The sequence below is a fragment of the Paraburkholderia unamae genome (assembly GCF_003096875.1).
Taxonomy (GTDB): Bacteria; Pseudomonadota; Gammaproteobacteria; order Burkholderiales; family Burkholderiaceae; genus Paraburkholderia; species Paraburkholderia unamae.
Window position 1 is genome coordinate 158,207 of record NZ_QEOB01000014.1, and the last position, 17,473, is coordinate 175,679.

Here is a 17,473-nt window from a genome sequence, read left to right on the forward strand (position 1 = left end):
AGCATCTTTCGAAATTACAGCACCGACTTCAGCAGGCGGGCCATTTCCGACGGGTTGCGCGTGACCTTGATGCCGCACGCGTCCATGATTTCCAGCTTCGCGTCGGCCGTATCCGCACCACCCGAGATCAGCGCGCCAGCGTGGCCCATGCGCTTGCCCGGAGGCGCCGTGACGCCTGCGATGAAGCCAACCACCGGCTTCTTCATGTTGTCCTTGATCCACTCAGCAGCATTGGCTTCGTCCGGACCGCCGATTTCGCCGATCATGATCACGGCGTCCGTATCCGGATCGTCGTTGAACATCTGCATGACGTCGATGTGCTTCAGACCGTTGATCGGGTCGCCGCCGATACCGACTGCCGACGACTGGCCGAGGCCGATCGCGGTCAGCTGGGCAACCGCTTCATACGTCAGCGTGCCCGAACGCGACACGACGCCGATGCGGCCCTTGCGGTGGATGTGACCCGGCATGATGCCGATCTTCAGCTCGTCCGGCGTGATCGTGCCGGGGCAGTTCGGGCCGAGGAGCAGCGTCTTGCGGCCTTCGCGGCGCATACGGTCCTTGACTTCGATCATGTCGCGGACGGGAATGCCTTCCGTGATACAGATCGCGAGATCGAGGTCGGCCTCGACGGCTTCCCAGATCGCGGCAGCAGCGCCTGCCGGCGGCACGTAGATGACCGAAACGGTCGCGCCGGTGGCGTCCTTGGCTTCACGCACGTTGGCGTAAATAGGAATGCCTTCGAAGTCTTCGCCGGCCTTCTTCGGGTTCACGCCAGCGACGAACGCTTCACGGCCGTTCGCGTACTCACGGCAAGCGCGGGTGTGGAACTGACCGGTCTTGCCGGTAATGCCCTGCGTGATGACCTTGGTGTCTTTGTTGATCAGAATCGACATGTATTGTCCTCTGTTCGTTTGGCGTCATGCGTCGCGCCAGACCGCTTCTTGCGTTGCGGTGTTCGCGCCGTCACCACGCCATTCGTGTCCGGTGAAAATTACTTGCCTTCGGCAGCCGCGACAACCTTCTGCGCAGCTTCTTCCATGCTGTCTGCCGAGATGATCGGCAGGCCCGATTCGGCCAGCATCTTCTTGCCGAGGTCCTCGTTCGTGCCCTTCATGCGCACGACGAGCGGCACGTTCAGGTTCACGGCCTTCGAACCGGCGATCACGCCTTCCGCGATCACGTCGCAGCGCATGATGCCGCCGAAGATGTTCACGAGGATCGCCTTCAGGCCCGGGTTCTTGAGCATGAGCTTGAACGCTTCGGTGACCTTCTCGGTCGTGGCGCCACCGCCCACGTCCAGGAAGTTCGCCGGCTCGCCGCCGAACAGCTTGATGGTGTCCATCGTGGCCATCGCGAGGCCTGCGCCGTTCACCAGACAGCCGATGTTGCCGTCGAGCGAGATGTACGCGAGGTCGAATTTCGAGGCTTCGACTTCAGCCGGATCTTCTTCGTCCAGGTCGCGGTAAGCGACGATTTCCGGATGACGGGCCAGCGCGTTGGAGTCGAAGTTGAACTTCGCGTCGAGCGCGATCACCTTGCCGTCGCCGGAGACGTTCAGCGGGTTGATTTCAGCCAGCGATGCGTCCGTTTCCCAGAATGCCTTGTACAGGCCTTGCAGGATCGTGCGGGCTTGCGGAATCGAAGCAGCGGGCACGCCGATCTTCGCGGCGAGGTCGTCGGCCTGGGCGTCGAGCAGACCCGTCGACGGCTCAACGATGACCTTGTGGATCAGTTCCGGGTGCTTTTCGGCCACTTCTTCGATGTCCATGCCGCCTTCGCTCGAACCCATCAGAACGATCTTTTGCGACACGCGATCAACGACGAGGCTGACATACAGCTCTTGCTTGATGTCAGCGCCTTCTTCGATCAGCAGACGGTTGACCTTCTGGCCTTCCGGACCGGTCTGGTGCGTGACGAGCTGCATGCCGAGGATCTGGTTCGCGTATTCGCGGACCTGCTCCAGCGTCTTGGCAACCTTCACGCCGCCGCCCTTACCGCGGCCACCCGCGTGGATCTGCGCCTTGACAACCCAAACCGGGCCGCCGAGCTCTTCAGCGGCCTTGACCGCGTCATCCACCGAAAACACCGGGATGCCGCGCGGGACGGCGACTCCGAATTTCCGCAGGATTTCCTTACCCTGGTACTCGTGAATCTTCATGCGTGATTCCTTCAGTCTGAGAGTTGGAGTGAACTTCGATTCCGCTGTTCTTATTCATGCGCGGTGGCGTCGGCCCTGCCCTCTTGGCCCGGGTTCCTGCCCTCGCGCACGCTGGCGACTTCAGCACCGCGCTCTATTGAACGCGGCACATGGCCATACCAGCGCGGATAAAACTGCTTCACCGCCTCCCCGTCGAACCGCAGCGCATGGCAGCGGCCAAGCTGGAAGGGCGGCTTTTCACCGGCGGCCTCATTGCCTCCGGCGGTCTTGCCGTGTTCCGGTCCGGGCTCTTCGCCCGGCGAGCCATTCGATGTATCCCACACCTCTCCGACGAACGCCTGGATTGCAGTGGTCGGCAATACGCCCAACATTTCTGTGAGATGCGTGCAGCCGACCGTGCCGGCGAGGAGCCGGCCCGCTTCGCGGCGGAAGTTCTGGAGGAGATTGAGCCCGATAAGGGCCCGATAGGCAGGATGAGCGTTCTGGCACTGACCGTCATAAGGCACCCAGTCGGACGACGCTTCTGCGTCGACGACGTTGAGCTTGCGATCGATCGTAATGCGCAGCCAGAGTTCATGGATCGGCAGACCATTGGGCCGGACACCGGCGGCGAGCGGCACGTCGCGTGGCTTGTGGTCGGTCAGGCACGCGTCGATGTCCCACAGGCCGTCTTCGCGCTCATACGCAACCGCCCGGATGGCGCGCTGGTGGCGCAACTGGCGGGGCACGGGCGGAGGAAGCGGCATGCTAAAGGTAAGACCGGATTGGAAAACCCCGTGATTTTAACATACCGGGTATTTGAGACAGCCGGGAACACACAGGCTGCTCATGGTCAAGCGCGCACGGCTTTTCGAGACGGTTGACTCAATTATCGGACCAGTCGTCCTCAATCCCCTTGAGGATCTTGCCGATGATCGACATCGAGAATCCGCGCGCCGCGAGAAAGCGCGCCTGGCGCGCGCGCTCGGCGGGCGTTTCGGGCAACTGGCCGTACTTCTTTTGCCAGACGGCGCGGGCGCGCACGAGTTCGGTCTCGCGCAGTTGCGTGCTGACCTCTTCGATGAGCGTCTCACCCACGGCGTGGCGCTTGAGTTCGCTCACGATACGCCCTGCCCCCACGCGCGCGGCGCGACGGTGCACGACGCTTTCGGCAAAGCGGGCGTCGGAGAGCCAGCCTTCGCGTTCGAGCGAATCGAGCAGCACTTCGAGTCCGTCGGCGTCTTCGGTGTACGGCATGAGCTTGCGCGAAAGTTCCGCGCGGCTGTATTCGCGGCGCGAGAGATAGCCAAGCGCGCGACCTTTGAGCGAGCGCTCGGGGCGCTGTCTGGCTGCCGATGATTTTTCGCGCGCGCTTTGCCGGGCAGCGCGCGTGACGGTGCTGCGCTCGTAGCGGTCGCCTTGGGGTTCGGCAGCCTCGTCCGGCTCGGCGGTCGGTGCATACAGCCGCTTTTTCAGCGATGTCTGCGAGGAAGAATCGAATGGCGGGCTCGACGAGGCTTCGTCGCCCGCGCCAAAGAAGGCTTCGAACGGCACTTCGAAGACTGCGCCGCCATCGTCGCTGAGATCGGCGGGCGAAGAGTCGGCCGCGCCAGAATGCGCAAAGCCGCGATCGCCCGCATGGGCGTCGCGGCTTGAACCGGCCGTTCGCGACATCGTAGACATCGTAGACATCGGCGACGATGCCGACGAAGGCGAAATTCGTGATTCGGCACGCAAGTTCGCCTGCTCGCCAGACTGCGAGGACGTGGAGGACGTCGAAGACGCCGCCGGGGACGGCGGCGCCGAAGCAGACCCGCCCTTGCGCATCAGCTTGCCTTGTCTACGAGAGCCTGGAGAACTTACTCTTCGTCAGCGATCTCGACTTCGCCGGAGTCTTTGACGCCGTCGGGCATCGCACTCACGCCGAGCGATTCGCGAATACGGTTTTCGATCTCACGGGCGATGTCCGGATTCTCACGCAGGAATTCGCGTGCGTTGTCCTTGCCCTGGCCAATGCGCTCGCCGTTATAGCTGTACCACGCACCCGCCTTGTCGACGATCTTGGCCTGCACGCCGAGGTCGATGACTTCGCCCTGACGCGAAATGCCTTCGCCGTAAAGAATGTCGAACACGGCTTCGCGGAACGGCGGCGCAACCTTGTTCTTCACGACCTTCACGCGCGTTTCGCTGCCGATGACTTCGTCGTTCTTCTTGATCGAGCCGATACGGCGAATGTCCAGACGCACCGATGCGTAGAACTTGAGCGCGTTGCCACCCGTGGTGGTTTCCGGGTTGCCGAACATCACGCCGATCTTCATGCGAATCTGGTTGATGAAGATCACCATGCAGTTCGTCTTCTTGATCGTGCCGGTGAGCTTGCGCAGCGCCTGCGACATCAGACGCGCTTGCAGACCCGGCAGCGAGTCGCCCATTTCGCCTTCGATTTCGGCCTTCGGCACGAGCGCCGCGACCGAGTCGATCACGATCATGTCGATCGAGCCCGAGCGCACGAGTGCGTCGGCGATTTCGAGCGCCTGCTCGCCCGTGTCCGGCTGCGAGATGAGCAGTTCAGGCACGTTCACGCCGAGCTTGGAAGCGTATTGCACGTCGAGCGCGTGTTCCGCGTCGATGAACGCCGCCGTGCCGCCGATCTTCTGCAATTCGGCGATCACTTGCAGCGTGAGCGTGGTCTTGCCCGACGATTCCGGACCGTAGATCTCGACCACGCGGCCGCGCGGCAGACCGCCCACGCCGAGTGCGATGTCGAGACCGAGCGAACCGGTGGAGACCACCTGGATGTCCTCGACCGCGTCGCCGTCGCCGAGTCGCATGATCGACCCTTTGCCGAACTGCTTTTCGATCTGCGCGAGCGCGGCGGCCAGCGCCTTGCTCTTTTCAGCAGTCAGCCCAGCCGAGCCTTTCTTGCTATCTTCCATGAATCGTCCTTTGCTATGATGAACGGCGTCTCGTGACCATGCGCACGCCTTATTCGGGCTAATGCACACGAACGCAGACACTGTATAAAAAAACAGTGGTTTTGGCAAGCCCTTCCGGCTAACCAGAACCGTGAATTTCGGGAGACCGCCCCGCGTCGGCTGGCCGCGCCTTCAAAGGTACGGTGCGGCGCGGGCGCTACGAGGCTCACCAGAGCTCGAAGGCGACGCTGGCGCAACATGCGAATCCTCATTGCCGAAGACGACAGCATACTCGCGGACGGGCTCGTCCGATCACTCCGCCAATCGGGCTATGCCGTTGATCACGTGCGTAGCGGCGTGGATGCCGATACGGCCTTGTCGATGCAGTCGTTCGACCTTTTAATCCTCGATCTGGGCCTGCCGAAAATGCCGGGCCTCGAAGTGCTGCGCCGTTTGCGCGCGCGCAATTCCAACCTGCCCGTGCTGATCCTCACCGCCGCCGACAGCGTGGACGAGCGCGTGAAAGGCCTCGACCTCGGCGCCGACGACTACATGGCCAAGCCCTTCGCGCTCAACGAGCTCGAAGCGCGCGTGCGCGCCCTCACGCGGCGCGGCGCGGGCGGCGGGCCGACCATGGTGCACCATGGGGCGCTGTCGTTCGACCAGGTGGGTCGCATCGCGCGCATCCACGACCAGGTGCTCGATCTTTCGGCGCGCGAACTCGGCGTGCTCGAAGTGCTGCTCCAGCGCATCGGGCGGCTCGTTTCGAAGGAACAGCTCGTCGATCACCTGTGCGAATGGGGCGAGGAAGTCAGCAACAACGCGATCGAAGTCTACGTGCACCGGCTGCGCAAAAAACTCGAAGCGGGCGGCGTGCGCATCGTGACCGTGCGCGGGCTCGGCTACTGCCTCGAAAAAGAAGCGAAGGAAGCGCAGACCGGCGCAGCCTCGTCGCGCGCCGCGGCCGCCGCGCCCGAGGCTGCGCCGGCCATGCCCGCCAGCCACTACTTCAAGTAAGAGGGAGCGACGATGGCCGGGCGTCCTGCCGCCGCGCGCTCCGCGCCGCCCCACGGCGCTGCGGGCGCTGCCGGTGAAGACGCGTCGGGCGCCTCGGCATCCGGCGCCGACGCCCTCGACGACGAAGCGCGCGACGCCCGCTACGCCAACCCGTTCGCCCCGCCCGACGAAACCGAAGCCGTTGCCGAGGCGCGCCCGCGCTCGCTCTTCGGCGAAATTCTCGACTGGATGCTCGCGCCGCTGCTGCTGCTCTGGCCGATGAGCATCGCGGTCACCTATCTCGTGGCGAAGTCCATCGCCAACGGCCCCTTCGACCGCGCACTCGAAACCGACGCCTACGTGCTCGCGCGCCAGATCCATCCGGTCAACGGCGTGGCCGAGCTGACGCTGCCCGCCTCCACGCGCGACTTCCTGCGCGCCGACAATGTGGACAGCGTGTACTACCAGGTGCTGGGCAGCCGCGGCGAGCTGGTGGGCGGCGACCGCGACATGCCGCTGCCGCACGACGACGACCGCCCGCCGCCGGGCGTCGTGGAGTTTCGCGACGACACGCTGCACGGCATCGACATCCGCGTCGCCTATACGACGGTGGAGCCGACGCATGCGGGCGCCGCCGACCGGCAAGGTCAACCCGTGCTCGTACAGGTGGCCGAAACGCTCGACAAGCGCCGCCAGCTCGCCAACGACATCATCAAGGGGGTGATCCTGCCGCAGTTCGTGATCCTGCCGCTCGCCATCCTGCTCGTGTGGTTCGGACTCTCGCGCGGCCTTGCGCCCCTGCACGCGCTGCAATCGAATATCCGCATGCGCCGCCCCGACGACCTCTCGCCGCTCGAAGCGCGCCGCGCGCCGCCCGAGATCGAGCCGCTCGTCACCTCGTTCAACGACCTGCTCACGCGGCTCGAACAGAACATGGAGCTGCAAAAGCGCTTCATCGCCGACGCCGCGCATCAGATGAAAACCCCGCTCGCGGGCCTGCGCACCCAGGCCGAGCTGGCGCTGCGCCAGGACGCACCCGCCGAGGTGCACCGCTCGCTCGAGCAGATCGCAACGAGTTCCGAGCACGCCGCGCGGCTCGTCACGCAGTTGCTCGCGCTCGCGCGGGCGGAAAACCGCATGACCGGCCAGATCTTCACGCCGGTGGACGTCGCGGACGTGGCGCGCCACGCGGTGCGCGACTGGGTGCAGCCGGCGCTCGCCAAGCAGATGGACCTGGGCTACGAAGGCCCGGAAACGGCGTATGGCGGCGAGGAAAGCGGCGAAGAAGAAAACGCGCGCATCGAAGTGGACGGCAACCCCGTGATGCTGCGCGAGATGCTCTCGAACCTCATCGACAACGCGATCCGCTACACGCCCGCGGGCGGGCGCATCACCGTGCGCGTGCGGCCCGAGCCCACGGCCGGCGTGGTCCACCTCGAAGTGGAGGACACCGGCATCGGCATTCCGGCGGCCGAGCGCGAGCGCGTGATCGAGCGCTTCTACCGCATTCTCGGGCGCGACGGCGAAGGCAGCGGGCTGGGTCTCGCGATCGTGCGCGAAATCGCCACGATGCACGGCGGCACGCTCGCCATCGAAGACCACGTCTACCAGGAAACGCCGCGCCTGACGGGCACGCTCGTGCGCGTGACATTGCGCCTGCGCGCACGCGCCTGAACCGCGCGAGCGCTGCGCAAGCGGTGAATCCGCCGCGAAACTGACGGATCGGGTCAGAAAACGGGATGGGACTTACCCTTAGCCAGTCTGCGTCACACACCAGCAGATAATGACGTTGGAAGACGTTATTGCATAAATAAACGAATCTATGTGATATTGACCGACAATAGACGATCGAACCCCCTACCTACAGCCTGATCAGAAACTCGCACTCGCGTCAGAAGCCCGTAAGTTTCCATTCCAATAATGCTTCGCAGGACCGCCGGTCGAAGCGTCGCCCGCCGGACCACACGCATATCAATATTGGAGACACATATGGCAACCGTTGGCGGACAAGTCTCGCACGCGCCGATGACCAGCGACGAAAAACGCGTGATCTTCGCGTCGTCGCTCGGCACCGTGTTCGAGTGGTACGACTTTTACCTGGCAGGCTCACTCGCGGCCTTCATCAGCAAGAGCTTCTTTTCCGGCGTCAATCCCACAGCCGGCTTCATCTTCACGCTGCTCGGCTTCGCCGCGGGCTTCGCGGTGCGCCCGTTCGGCGCGATCGTCTTCGGGCGCCTCGGCGACCTCGTGGGCCGCAAGCATACGTTCCTCGTCACGATCGTCATCATGGGTGTGTCGACCTTCGTGGTCGGCTTCCTGCCAGGCTATGCGTCGATCGGCATTGCCTCGCCGGTGATCTTCATCGGCATGCGTCTCTTGCAGGGCCTCGCGCTCGGCGGCGAGTACGGCGGCGCCGCGACCTACGTCGCGGAACACGCACCGGCCGGACGCCGCGGCTTCTACACCGCCTGGATCCAGACGACCGCCACGCTCGGCCTGTTCCTGTCGCTGCTCGTGATCCTCGGCGTGCGCACCTTCGTGGGCGAAGAGCAGTTCGGCGCATGGGCATGGCGCATTCCGTTCATCGCCTCAATCCTGCTGCTGGCGATTTCGGTGTGGATCCGCCTGCAACTCGACGAATCGCCGGCATTCAAGCGCATCAAGGCGGAAGGCAAGATCTCGAAGGCGCCGATCAAGGAAGCCTTCGGCCAGTGGAAGAACCTCAAGGTCGTGCTGCTCGCCCTCTTCGGCGTGACCGCCGGCCAGGCCGTGGTCTGGTACACGGGCCAGTTCTACGCACTCTTCTTCCTCACGCAAACCCTCAAGGTGGACGGCGCGAGCGCCAACATCCTGATCGCGGTGGCGCTCCTGATCGGCACGCCGTTCTTCCTGTTCTTCGGCGCGCTCTCGGACAAGATCGGCCGCAAGCCCATCATCATGGCCGGCTGCCTGATCGCGGCGCTCACCTACTTCCCGATCTTCAAGGCGATTACGCACTACGCGAACCCGGCGCTCGAAGCGGCGACCGCACGCGCACCGATCGTCGTGATCGCGAATCCGGACGAGTGTTCGTTCCAGTTCAACCCGGTGGGCACCTCGAAGTTCACGAGCTCGTGCGACATTGCGAAGAGTGCGCTCTCGAAGGCCGGCCTGAACTACGAGAACGTGGCGGCCCCGGCTGGCACGCTCGCGCAGATCAAGGTGGGCGACACGACCATCGACACGTTTGATGGCCGGGCAGCCGGCGCCAAGGAAGCGGGCGCGACGTTCGAGAAGACGCTCGCGGCAACGCTCAAGGCGGCGGGCTATCCGCTCAAGGCCGACCCGGCGCAGCTCAACTGGCCGATGACGGTGGTGATGCTGACGATCCTCGTGATCTTCGTGACCATGGTGTACGGCCCGATCGCGGCGATGCTGGTGGAGATGTTCCCGACGCGCATCCGCTACACGTCGATGTCGCTGCCGTATCACATCGGCAACGGCTGGTTCGGCGGCTTCCTGCCGGCAACGGCCTTCGCCATCGTGGCGGCGCGAGGCGACATCTATTCGGGCCTCTGGTATCCGATCATCATCGCGCTGGTGACCTTCGTGATCGGCATGCTGTTCGTGAAGGAAACCAAGGACTCGGATATTTATGCGCAGGATTGAGCCGCGGTTTGAAAAAAGATGAAGAAGGGGGTTGACGGCCCTAGGGTGGGCAGGCATAATTCTCTTCTTCGGCGAATTAGCTCAGCCGGTTAGAGCGACGGAATCATAATCCGCAGGTCCGGGGTTCGAATCCCTGATTCGCCACCAGCATCAAAAAAGGCTTTGTAATCAATCGATTACAGAGCCTTTTCTCTTTTCGGTGGGTCACTTGGTGGGTCATTCCCATGAACAAGTTACCCCGTCTGTACCAGTCACGTCACGGCGTGTACTATTTGAGAATAATTCTCAATAAGAAAAAGTACCGCTGGTCGCTCGGAACGAAAGACTTCCATCGGGCTAGAATTCATGCTCTGGACTTGAACATGAAACTGGCGATGAATGACTTCGACCTGAGCAAAATCAAAAAGCTGGACGTTGAGGTAGCACCTAATGGTGCCGTCAGTTTCAGGGACGTGAAACCTGCTGACGTTGATATTGTCTCCCAGATTATTGAAAAACTGGGGCTGACACCTGCCCAGTTTAGCCAACTCAGCCGTGCTGAATTGGCGGAAAAGTTAGCAGGAAAACCCAAAACCGCTTTTGGGAATGTGCCTAACGGCATTGTCCAAGGACAAAGTGCTACGCAAAAAAGTCAGTTGTTCAGTGAGGTTGTGCGTCTATATCTCACTGAAAAGAAAATGGACAATGTAGCAAAAACAATCTATGACAAAGAACGCACCTACGACGAATTTAAGGCGTTCTTTGGCGACCTTGATGTTAATCAATACAGCCCAGATCAGGCAGTTGCCTACAAGAACCGCCTACTGGCTTTAGGTGGTTCTGCCAGTGCCATCAATGCCAAGACTTCATTCCTGCGGTCGCTGTTCGAATACGCCATTAACAATAATCTGTTTTTTGCTGGCAATCCGTTTGAACGGGTTAAGATTTCCACCAAAGCAAAATTAAAAAAACAGGTGCGCTCTTACAAGCCGTTTGAAGATGAGGACCTGAAAATAATTTTCGAGGAACTGAAGTACAGGGATTTTCTCAAAAAAGCCGACTATCATTGGTTGCCATTTTTGAGCCTTTACACGGGCGCACGTGTTGAGGAACTGGCAAGCCTGAGGCTTGAGCAGATTACAAAAATCGATGGTATTTTGGTGTTCGATATCCAGCATGACGCCGCCAAAAATTCGAACTCAGTTCGTAAAATTCCATTGCCTGACGTTATCCTGAAATCGAAGTTTCTGGACTACGTTGAACAAGTCAAGACAACAAAAGCAACCCATCTTTTTCCCCACCTGAAAGATGGAAAAAATGGTTTTTCGAAAAATATGTCTCGGCGTTTTGGTGAATATCTGGACAAGCTCGAAATCAAAGACGACCGGAAAGTGTTCCATTCCTTCCGAACTACGTTCATTAATTCGATGACCAACCTGAACGTTCATCCTGCCATTCTCATGGCAATTGTTGGACATTATGAGCAGGGAAAAGTAGATTTTTCATCGCCCCACTTCGCAAATTACCAGCAAGACAAACCGATGAAAATTCTCAAAGAGGCAATGGATAAATTGACCTACCCCATCAAAGTTTTCCACTGAAACAGCGCGAAAATATACGCACCGATTGTCAAAAAAAACCTGCCAACGAGCAGGTTTTTTTGGGCAACCGGAACGGGATAGTAAGGGTTCGGCCCTTACGGTTTGGCTTTTGATTTTGGCTTTTAGGGTCAAGGGATACTCCCTTGCGAGCACCAACCCCGAAGTGGGTTGGTATAGTGAGTGACGCTAACTGAAAGTTAGTGGCATTGACTACCGCCAAATTAACGCTACGCTTATTAGTAGGAGATCGCAAAAATTACAAGAACAGCGTATGCCAATCTACAATATATTAAGAACCAAAAAAGTTAAATCTCGTTCAAAAATAACGCAAGTAGCCAGACACAATTTTCGCCTGCGTCATCAGCAAAACATCGACGCAAACAGAACACACTTAAACCGCGTCTATGTCAATACGTTGGAGGTTGACACAACGAACGCAAGCTCTCTGCAAGAGGAGCTAACTGCTCACTACAAAAAATTGGACGTGAAGGAAAAAGACGGTAACGTCTTCATGATGGAATTCGTCATTTCTGCGTCGCCTGAATTTTTCAAAAGTAAATCAAAAAAGCAGGTTGATGACTGGGCAAGTCATCAGGTCGAGTTCATGAAAAAAGAATTTGGTGAGCAACTAAAGGTCGCCATATTACATATGGATGAAAGAACACCACATTTTCATTTTCTCGTCAGCACTGAAATGAAGTCGATCAAGAAGTACAAAAACCAGAAAGGCGAGTTTCACAAAGAAAGCTGGTCACTGAATGCCAAACGTTACGACCCAAAATTTTTAAGAGAATTACATGATCGTCATGCGATCTGTAACAAAAGATTTGGGCTGGTTCGTGGCGTGAGGAATTCAAAGAAAAAGCACAAGGAACTTAAAGAGTTCTACAAAATGATTGATGAGGCCTTGAACACGAATTTTGACAAAACCATTGAAAGGACAATCAATGATTTGGAGGCAGGCTGGTTCTCTGGCAAGGTATCCATCGCTGAAATCAGAGAAAAATTCAAGCCAATGATGAACACACTACTTAAGTCGAATGAAATACTTCGCAAAAAATTCCTGTTTGACATTAAGCAATGGGCTGAAAATCTTTACAAGCAGAAGGAAGAGCAGGAGGCGAAACAGTTGGAGCTTGACAAGCAGGAGAGAGAATTGTGCGCTCGTCGTGAACTATACGCTGATGCGCTAAATTCCAAGAATAGCGACATTTCGGTGTTGAGTGATCTAAGGGAAAGGATTGAAGAGTTGGAGGCTGAAAATGTGCGTTTAAACGCTGAAAATGAGGCTTTTAAGGCGTTAGTAGATCCCAGACCCACCCCAGACAGCGCAAACCATCAAAAATCGCTCAAAGCGCTTAAAATTTGATTTCTGCCCCCGCCGTCCATTTTTAATTCACTATCGTGAATTTTTACCCTTCGGGTAACTGTGCTTTGCCAGATCTTAATTATCCATCTGTACTGTACTTTTACTCTGGCTTTGCCAGTATGTGTACTACTAATTCCTGTAAAGCTCAAACCCTACCAAACCGAAAAAGGCGATTTGTTAGTTAGCTTTACAGGAATTGGTAGTTTCGACGATTTTCAGTATCCGTTAAATGATACTGCTACACATCCTGGCAGACTTAGTTAAGTATTCTGCTTTGCGAGTTCAAGGTTCTTTAACACCCTCCTAAGCGTGGTCTCGCAATTGCGCTCATCACTGTGGCTATGCTTAGACTTCCCATTTTCACCACTTCCACTATATTGACCAGCAGGCTATTCAGTCTTTTTAGTCACCTGCTTATAGCGTCGCTCGTTCGCCTTTTCCAGTTATCGGGTGCTACTGTTTTGGTCGCAATCCCGACTATTTTTACCTGCGCTACCAGTAGAGCGTTAGCAATTTTTCAAATCGTGAAACTTAATTGACGCATAAAAAAATTGCCCTGCCTATTTCCCAGCAGAGCAATTTAATTTGAATTCGGTATTGACAAAATTTTCGAAGTCGTTATCTTTAAATTGCGAACCGTGAGAAAGTAAGCACCATTACCTTATGACAATTCTCGAAATTGTCAAGAGGGAAATAAAAACCATCTTTTTAGATGGTTTTTTTGTTTGGCGCTGTCATCTTTTTGAGTTCCGAACTTACTAATTCGATTTTTTTGGTATGTAGATCGGCTTGAAAGCCTTTTTGGGTAAGGCTTTGAGGGTCACTTTTTAGGCGAAAACCGAGGGGATACAGTTAACTGCGTTAGGTTCTTATGTAGTGATTAAACGCGCGAAGCGAAGTAATACTACTCAATTCCCCTACACCCTTCTTTCATCTACTTTGTTTCTACCATTTTACTACTCCACACTTCGCATTACTACGCCATACCTCCCTCGTTCTCATTTAATATTACTTCATTCTTACTCCGCCTTTTCCAAATCTTCACGGTCGAGGTCATCAAAAACATCATCAACGTTACGAAATTCACCGTCATTAATCTGTTTTTGACCATGACCGAGAATTTCCAGCAGTGTTCTCGTCTGTTCTTCCTGTGTGCTCATTGCTAACCTCCGTCCTACCTGTAAATTTTTACAGGTTGTTGTTCATTGGTGGCGAATGTGGGACACTTGGTGCGTCCGTTTTTTTCCTAAACGACCCACTTTTTTGAGGTAAGGTGTTGATGGAAAAGGGGATTTTTTCAGATCAGAAAAAATCCCTGATTCGCCACCAGTTGCAAGAAAAAGCCGCTGTCCCACAAGGACAGCGGCTTTTTTGTTTTGAAACGCCGGGCGCGCCCTTCCCGGCGCACGCCGCCCTTCCCTACCCCCGCGAAGGCAGCGTAGAGAGCATCCGCACCAGATCCTGCAAACGCCGTTCCCCCGTTTTCGCGAGGATCGAGCGCAACTGCGTGCGCGCCGTGGCCACGCTGATCGCCGCGGCGGCCGAGTACTCGTCCACGCTCACGCCCTTCGCCAGTTCATGCGCGAGGCGCGCTTCCGCCGGCGTGAGTCCGAACACCGCCTTGAGCGAGCCTGCGGAAATGGTCGATTTGCGCCGTTGCGGCGTGATCAGCACGACCAGCTCCGCGCCGCCCAGCACGAACGGAAAACTCGCGGGGTCGCCGCCAGCGTCGGGCCTGGCATCGTCGAACAGGCTGCCCGTCACGCTCGACACCGGGCGCACGAGCTGCTCCGGCGCCACCGGCAACACCGTCACGAGCTGGGTCGATTCGGGCGCGCGCTGCACATCGCTGCCGCCATGCAACGCGAGCGTTTCCGGCTGGCGCGAAAGGCGCACGCGCGCGAATACCGCCGAGAGCTTCGCGGCGTCGCCGAACGCGCACGCCACGAGTTGCCGCCCACGCGCCTTCACCCACGTCTGCCCCTTGAGGAGCGCCTGCGCCGAACGGTTCAGGAAGATGATCCCGTCGTTCGCATCGACCGTGAAAACGGCCTGTTCGAGCGCGTCGAGCCCGGCTTCACCGGCAAAGAGGCCCGCACGAAAGCGCTCGTTGCGCATGGCGATGCGCAGCGTGCGCTGCATGTGCGGCACGAGACGCGTCACCGCCTGCTTCTGCTCCGCGGAAAAATGGCCGTGGCCGCTCGTGTGGTTGAACGCGATATACGCGGAGATACCGCTCTCGCGCAGGATGCACGCGTTCAGGATGTAGCGCGCGCCCATCGGAATGATCAGGTCCTGGTAGAACTCGTCGCGGCTCACGAACGAGTCGTCGAAGTGATCGTGGCACGCGAACACGGTGCCCGGCGGCTGGTGCGTGCTGTACTGGCGGCGCGGGTCGATGCTGCCGTAATACTGCTCGTATTTGGCGGCTTCGCCGAGAAACGAGTGATCGGTGAGGATCGAGAAGTGGTGACGGTCGTTGCGATCGTCCCAGGCCATCAAATGACAAAAGCTCGAACCGATCCAGCGGTCGATGCGCTTGACGGTGTCTTGCAGACCGCCCGGATTGAGGACGGACTCGTACAGCTCACCCACGAGCTCATCCCACAGGCCGAGATCCCCGACCGCGCCTTTTTGCTGAACCATCACCCCGACCTCTTACACGGCTGCTTTTTATGGGAAGCGTATCCGCGATCCCCGGCGAACGAATCATCACTTTTGATGAGCCGCTCTCAGCGCTTTTGACGATGCCATTCGATGGCCGACGCGACACACTGGCACGACGAACGCAGCTTCGCCAGTCACTTCGCCCTGATAGCCGGAACGATCGCCATGCATAAACGCTACCTCGCCACAATTTCCGTCGCCGCCTTGCTTCTCGCCGCATGCGGCAAGCAGGACGACACGGCCGCAAAATCCACGAGCACCAGCAGCAACAGCGCCGCGCCCCAGGCGCAAGCGGCAGCACAGCCAGCGTCGGCTGCGGATGCCAACGCCGCGCCCGTCATCGACAGGAGCGCGTACACGCGCACCGTCTTCATGCAGTTGACCGACTTCACGGCCGACGACTGGAAAGACTTCGAAAAGACGACCATCGACGCTGTCGAGAATTCGAGCACCACGACCCCGGATCAACTGGCGGCCATCAAGTTTCCCGGTTACGCCAGCATCACGAATCCGTTCGACAAGGACACCTTCCAGAAAGCGCACGCCCAGGACCTGACAATCACGGCCACGGCGCCCGCGAAGATCCGCATCGTCCAGACGGTGCCCTCGCGCGACTTGTTGCCCGGCAATCCGCTCAAGGGCGAATACGTGATTCAGGCGCTCTTTCACGACGGCGACATGCTGGGCTACTCGTTCACGGACAGCGCGACGAGCGTCACGCCCGACGGCAAGATCGTCGAAAAAAGGCTCGATCGCACGATCCGCTACAACCTCAAGTTCAACCGGAACATCAATCAGGCGTTCCACAAGACCGTTTCCGTGGACGCGGCAAAGACCGTGGAATCGCGCATCCAGCGCGAAAACGGCGGCGCTGCATCCGTGCCCGTGATCCTCTACGGCACCGTGCAGTCAGTGGCCACGCAGACCTGGCCCACGAGCAGCAGCCTCGACGTCAACGTGCAGGTCGATGCCTATGAAGTCGGCTACGGCAAGGGCAAGGCGATCAAACCGCTGTTCGACTAATCGCGCGGTCGCGCGGCGTCGCACGCTGGCGCACAACACAACGACATCTATCATTCGGGGAACAACGTGAAGGCCAATCTCTTCGCCTCGCAACGCGTGGCTTCCACCGTGTTGCTGAGTCTTCTTGCGGCTTGCGGTGGCGGCAGTGGCAGCAGCGGCGGTTCCTCGTCATCGAACGCGTCGACGCCCTCTTCGAGCCCAGCCATTGCGCTCGTGCCATCCACCTCGGCAACGATCGCGGCATACGCCGAAACGGGCAACCCGATTGCCGACAGCTTCGGATACCTGAACATGATCCGCGAGACCATGGGCCTGCGCGTGCTGGCGCAGGACGCCAACGTGGCGACGGCCTCGCAGCATCACGCGAACTACCTCGTGGCGAACGACGCGCAAGGGCACGACGAGGTGGCGGGTCAGCCCGGCTTCACGGGCGTCGATCCGCAAACGCGCATCGCGGCGCTGCATCCCACGGCATATACCGGCGAGGTCACCATCACCGTGCAGTCGAACCAGCTGCCGGACAGCCTGTACGACATCGAAACGCTCTTCAACGCGCCGTTTCACCGCATCGTCATGCTTTCGGACTTCGCGCTGGCCGGCGTGGGCTACGGCACAAGCGATCAGGCCGGCGCGGCGAACCTGTATAGCGCGCTCAACGTCGATTTCGCCGATAGCGCGAACAGTCTCGCGAGCAATCAACTCGTAGCGTACCCATACAGCGGCCAGACGGGCGCGCCTTACCAGTGGATCGCGAGCGAGAGCCCGAATCCGATGAACGATGTGCCCAGCTACATTGGCAACACGGTTGGCTATCCGGTCACGATCCAGGGCGCGACCGGCGACGCGCTCGTCATCTCTTCGTTCAGGATCGCCTCGAATGGCGCGGACGTGCCCTGCCAGGAAGTCGATCCGCAAACGGCGAGCATTGGCGGCGACCTGCACGGCGCGGCAATGTGCACGCCCTTCCAGCCACTCACGCCCAATACGCCCTATACGGCCACGGTCGCGGGAACGAAGAACGGTCAGGCGTTCAATGTGAGCTGGAACTGGACGACGGCGACAGCCGCCGCCGTGCAAAAGCAGGCGGTCGGCGGCGCGCAGGGTATGAAGGTGACGATTGAGTAATCGTGGTCGC

Annotated in this window: 14 protein-coding genes and 1 tRNA gene; 8 read left to right on the forward strand and 7 right to left on the reverse strand. The window is 58.9% G+C overall.

Annotated elements, in window-relative coordinates; genetic code table 11:
- Nucleotides 1-14: 14 nt before the first annotated feature.
- The 5 genes from sucD to recA all read right to left on the reverse strand — a co-directional run bounded on the left by sucD (nt 15) and on the right by recA (nt 5,076).
- Nucleotides 15-896 (reverse strand): succinate--CoA ligase subunit alpha, encoded by an 882-nt coding sequence (sucD, locus tag C7402_RS27805; protein ID WP_112173336.1) that lies wholly within the window; start codon nt 894-896, stop codon nt 15-17.
- 98 nt (nt 897-994) lie between these two features.
- Nucleotides 995-2,161 (reverse strand): ADP-forming succinate--CoA ligase subunit beta, encoded by a 1,167-nt coding sequence (sucC, locus tag C7402_RS27810; protein ID WP_112173337.1) that lies wholly within the window; start codon nt 2,159-2,161, stop codon nt 995-997.
- Nucleotides 2,162-2,211: 50 nt separating this feature from the next.
- Complete coding sequence (locus tag C7402_RS27815; protein ID WP_112173338.1) at nt 2,212-2,907, reverse strand: DUF2889 domain-containing protein; 696 nt, start codon at nt 2,905-2,907, stop codon at nt 2,212-2,214.
- A 118-nt stretch (nt 2,908-3,025) separates the two neighbouring features.
- Entirely contained in the window at nt 3,026-3,814 is a 789-nt protein-coding gene (gene recX / locus C7402_RS27820; RefSeq protein ID WP_116612904.1) for a recombination regulator RecX, read from the reverse strand.
- A gap of 185 nt (nt 3,815-3,999) precedes the next feature.
- Complete coding sequence (recA, locus tag C7402_RS27825) at nt 4,000-5,076, reverse strand: recombinase RecA (RefSeq protein WP_112173339.1); 1,077 nt, start codon at nt 5,074-5,076, stop codon at nt 4,000-4,002.
- A gap of 237 nt (nt 5,077-5,313) precedes the next feature.
- On the opposite strand from recA, the gene C7402_RS27830 reads away from it, so the two are divergent.
- From C7402_RS27830 to C7402_RS27855, 6 genes are all read left to right on the forward strand, one after another.
- Entirely contained in the window at nt 5,314-6,072 is a 759-nt protein-coding gene (locus C7402_RS27830; RefSeq protein WP_116612905.1) for a response regulator transcription factor, read from the forward strand.
- A 12-nt stretch (nt 6,073-6,084) separates the two neighbouring features.
- The gene (locus C7402_RS27835) at nt 6,085-7,725 is read left to right on the forward strand and encodes a sensor histidine kinase (RefSeq protein ID WP_116612906.1); all 1,641 of its coding nucleotides are present in this window, start codon (nt 6,085-6,087) and stop codon (nt 7,723-7,725) included.
- A 315-nt stretch (nt 7,726-8,040) separates the two neighbouring features.
- Entirely contained in the window at nt 8,041-9,699 is a 1,659-nt protein-coding gene (locus tag C7402_RS27840; protein ID WP_112173342.1) for an MFS transporter, read from the forward strand.
- Nucleotides 9,700-9,769: 70 nt separating this feature from the next.
- Nucleotides 9,770-9,846, forward strand: a tRNA-Met gene (locus tag C7402_RS27845).
- Nucleotides 9,847-9,923: 77 nt separating this feature from the next.
- The gene (locus tag C7402_RS27850) at nt 9,924-11,279 is read left to right on the forward strand and encodes a site-specific integrase (RefSeq protein ID WP_116612907.1); all 1,356 of its coding nucleotides are present in this window, start codon (nt 9,924-9,926) and stop codon (nt 11,277-11,279) included.
- A 271-nt stretch (nt 11,280-11,550) separates the two neighbouring features.
- Entirely contained in the window at nt 11,551-12,648 is a 1,098-nt protein-coding gene (locus C7402_RS27855) for a plasmid recombination protein (protein WP_116612908.1), read from the forward strand.
- A 1,019-nt stretch (nt 12,649-13,667) separates the two neighbouring features.
- On the opposite strand, the gene C7402_RS47095 is transcribed toward C7402_RS27855, so the two are convergent.
- Both C7402_RS47095 and C7402_RS27860 read right to left on the reverse strand, forming a co-directional pair.
- Nucleotides 13,668-13,808, reverse strand: coding sequence for a hypothetical protein (locus C7402_RS47095; protein ID WP_165842011.1), 141 nt, complete (start codon nt 13,806-13,808; stop codon nt 13,668-13,670).
- Between the two features lie 259 nt (nt 13,809-14,067).
- Nucleotides 14,068-15,294, reverse strand: coding sequence for a hypothetical protein (locus tag C7402_RS27860; RefSeq protein WP_112173343.1), 1,227 nt, complete (start codon nt 15,292-15,294; stop codon nt 14,068-14,070).
- Between the two features lie 186 nt (nt 15,295-15,480).
- On the opposite strand from C7402_RS27860, the gene C7402_RS27865 reads away from it, so the two are divergent.
- Nucleotides 15,481-16,338 (forward strand): hypothetical protein, encoded by an 858-nt coding sequence (locus tag C7402_RS27865; protein WP_133254564.1) that lies wholly within the window; start codon nt 15,481-15,483, stop codon nt 16,336-16,338.
- Between the two features lie 66 nt (nt 16,339-16,404).
- Nucleotides 16,405-17,463, forward strand: a complete 1,059-nt coding sequence (locus tag C7402_RS27875) for a CAP domain-containing protein (RefSeq protein WP_133254565.1) — start codon at nt 16,405-16,407, stop codon at nt 17,461-17,463.
- The last annotated feature ends 10 nt before the right edge of the window (nt 17,464-17,473 follow it).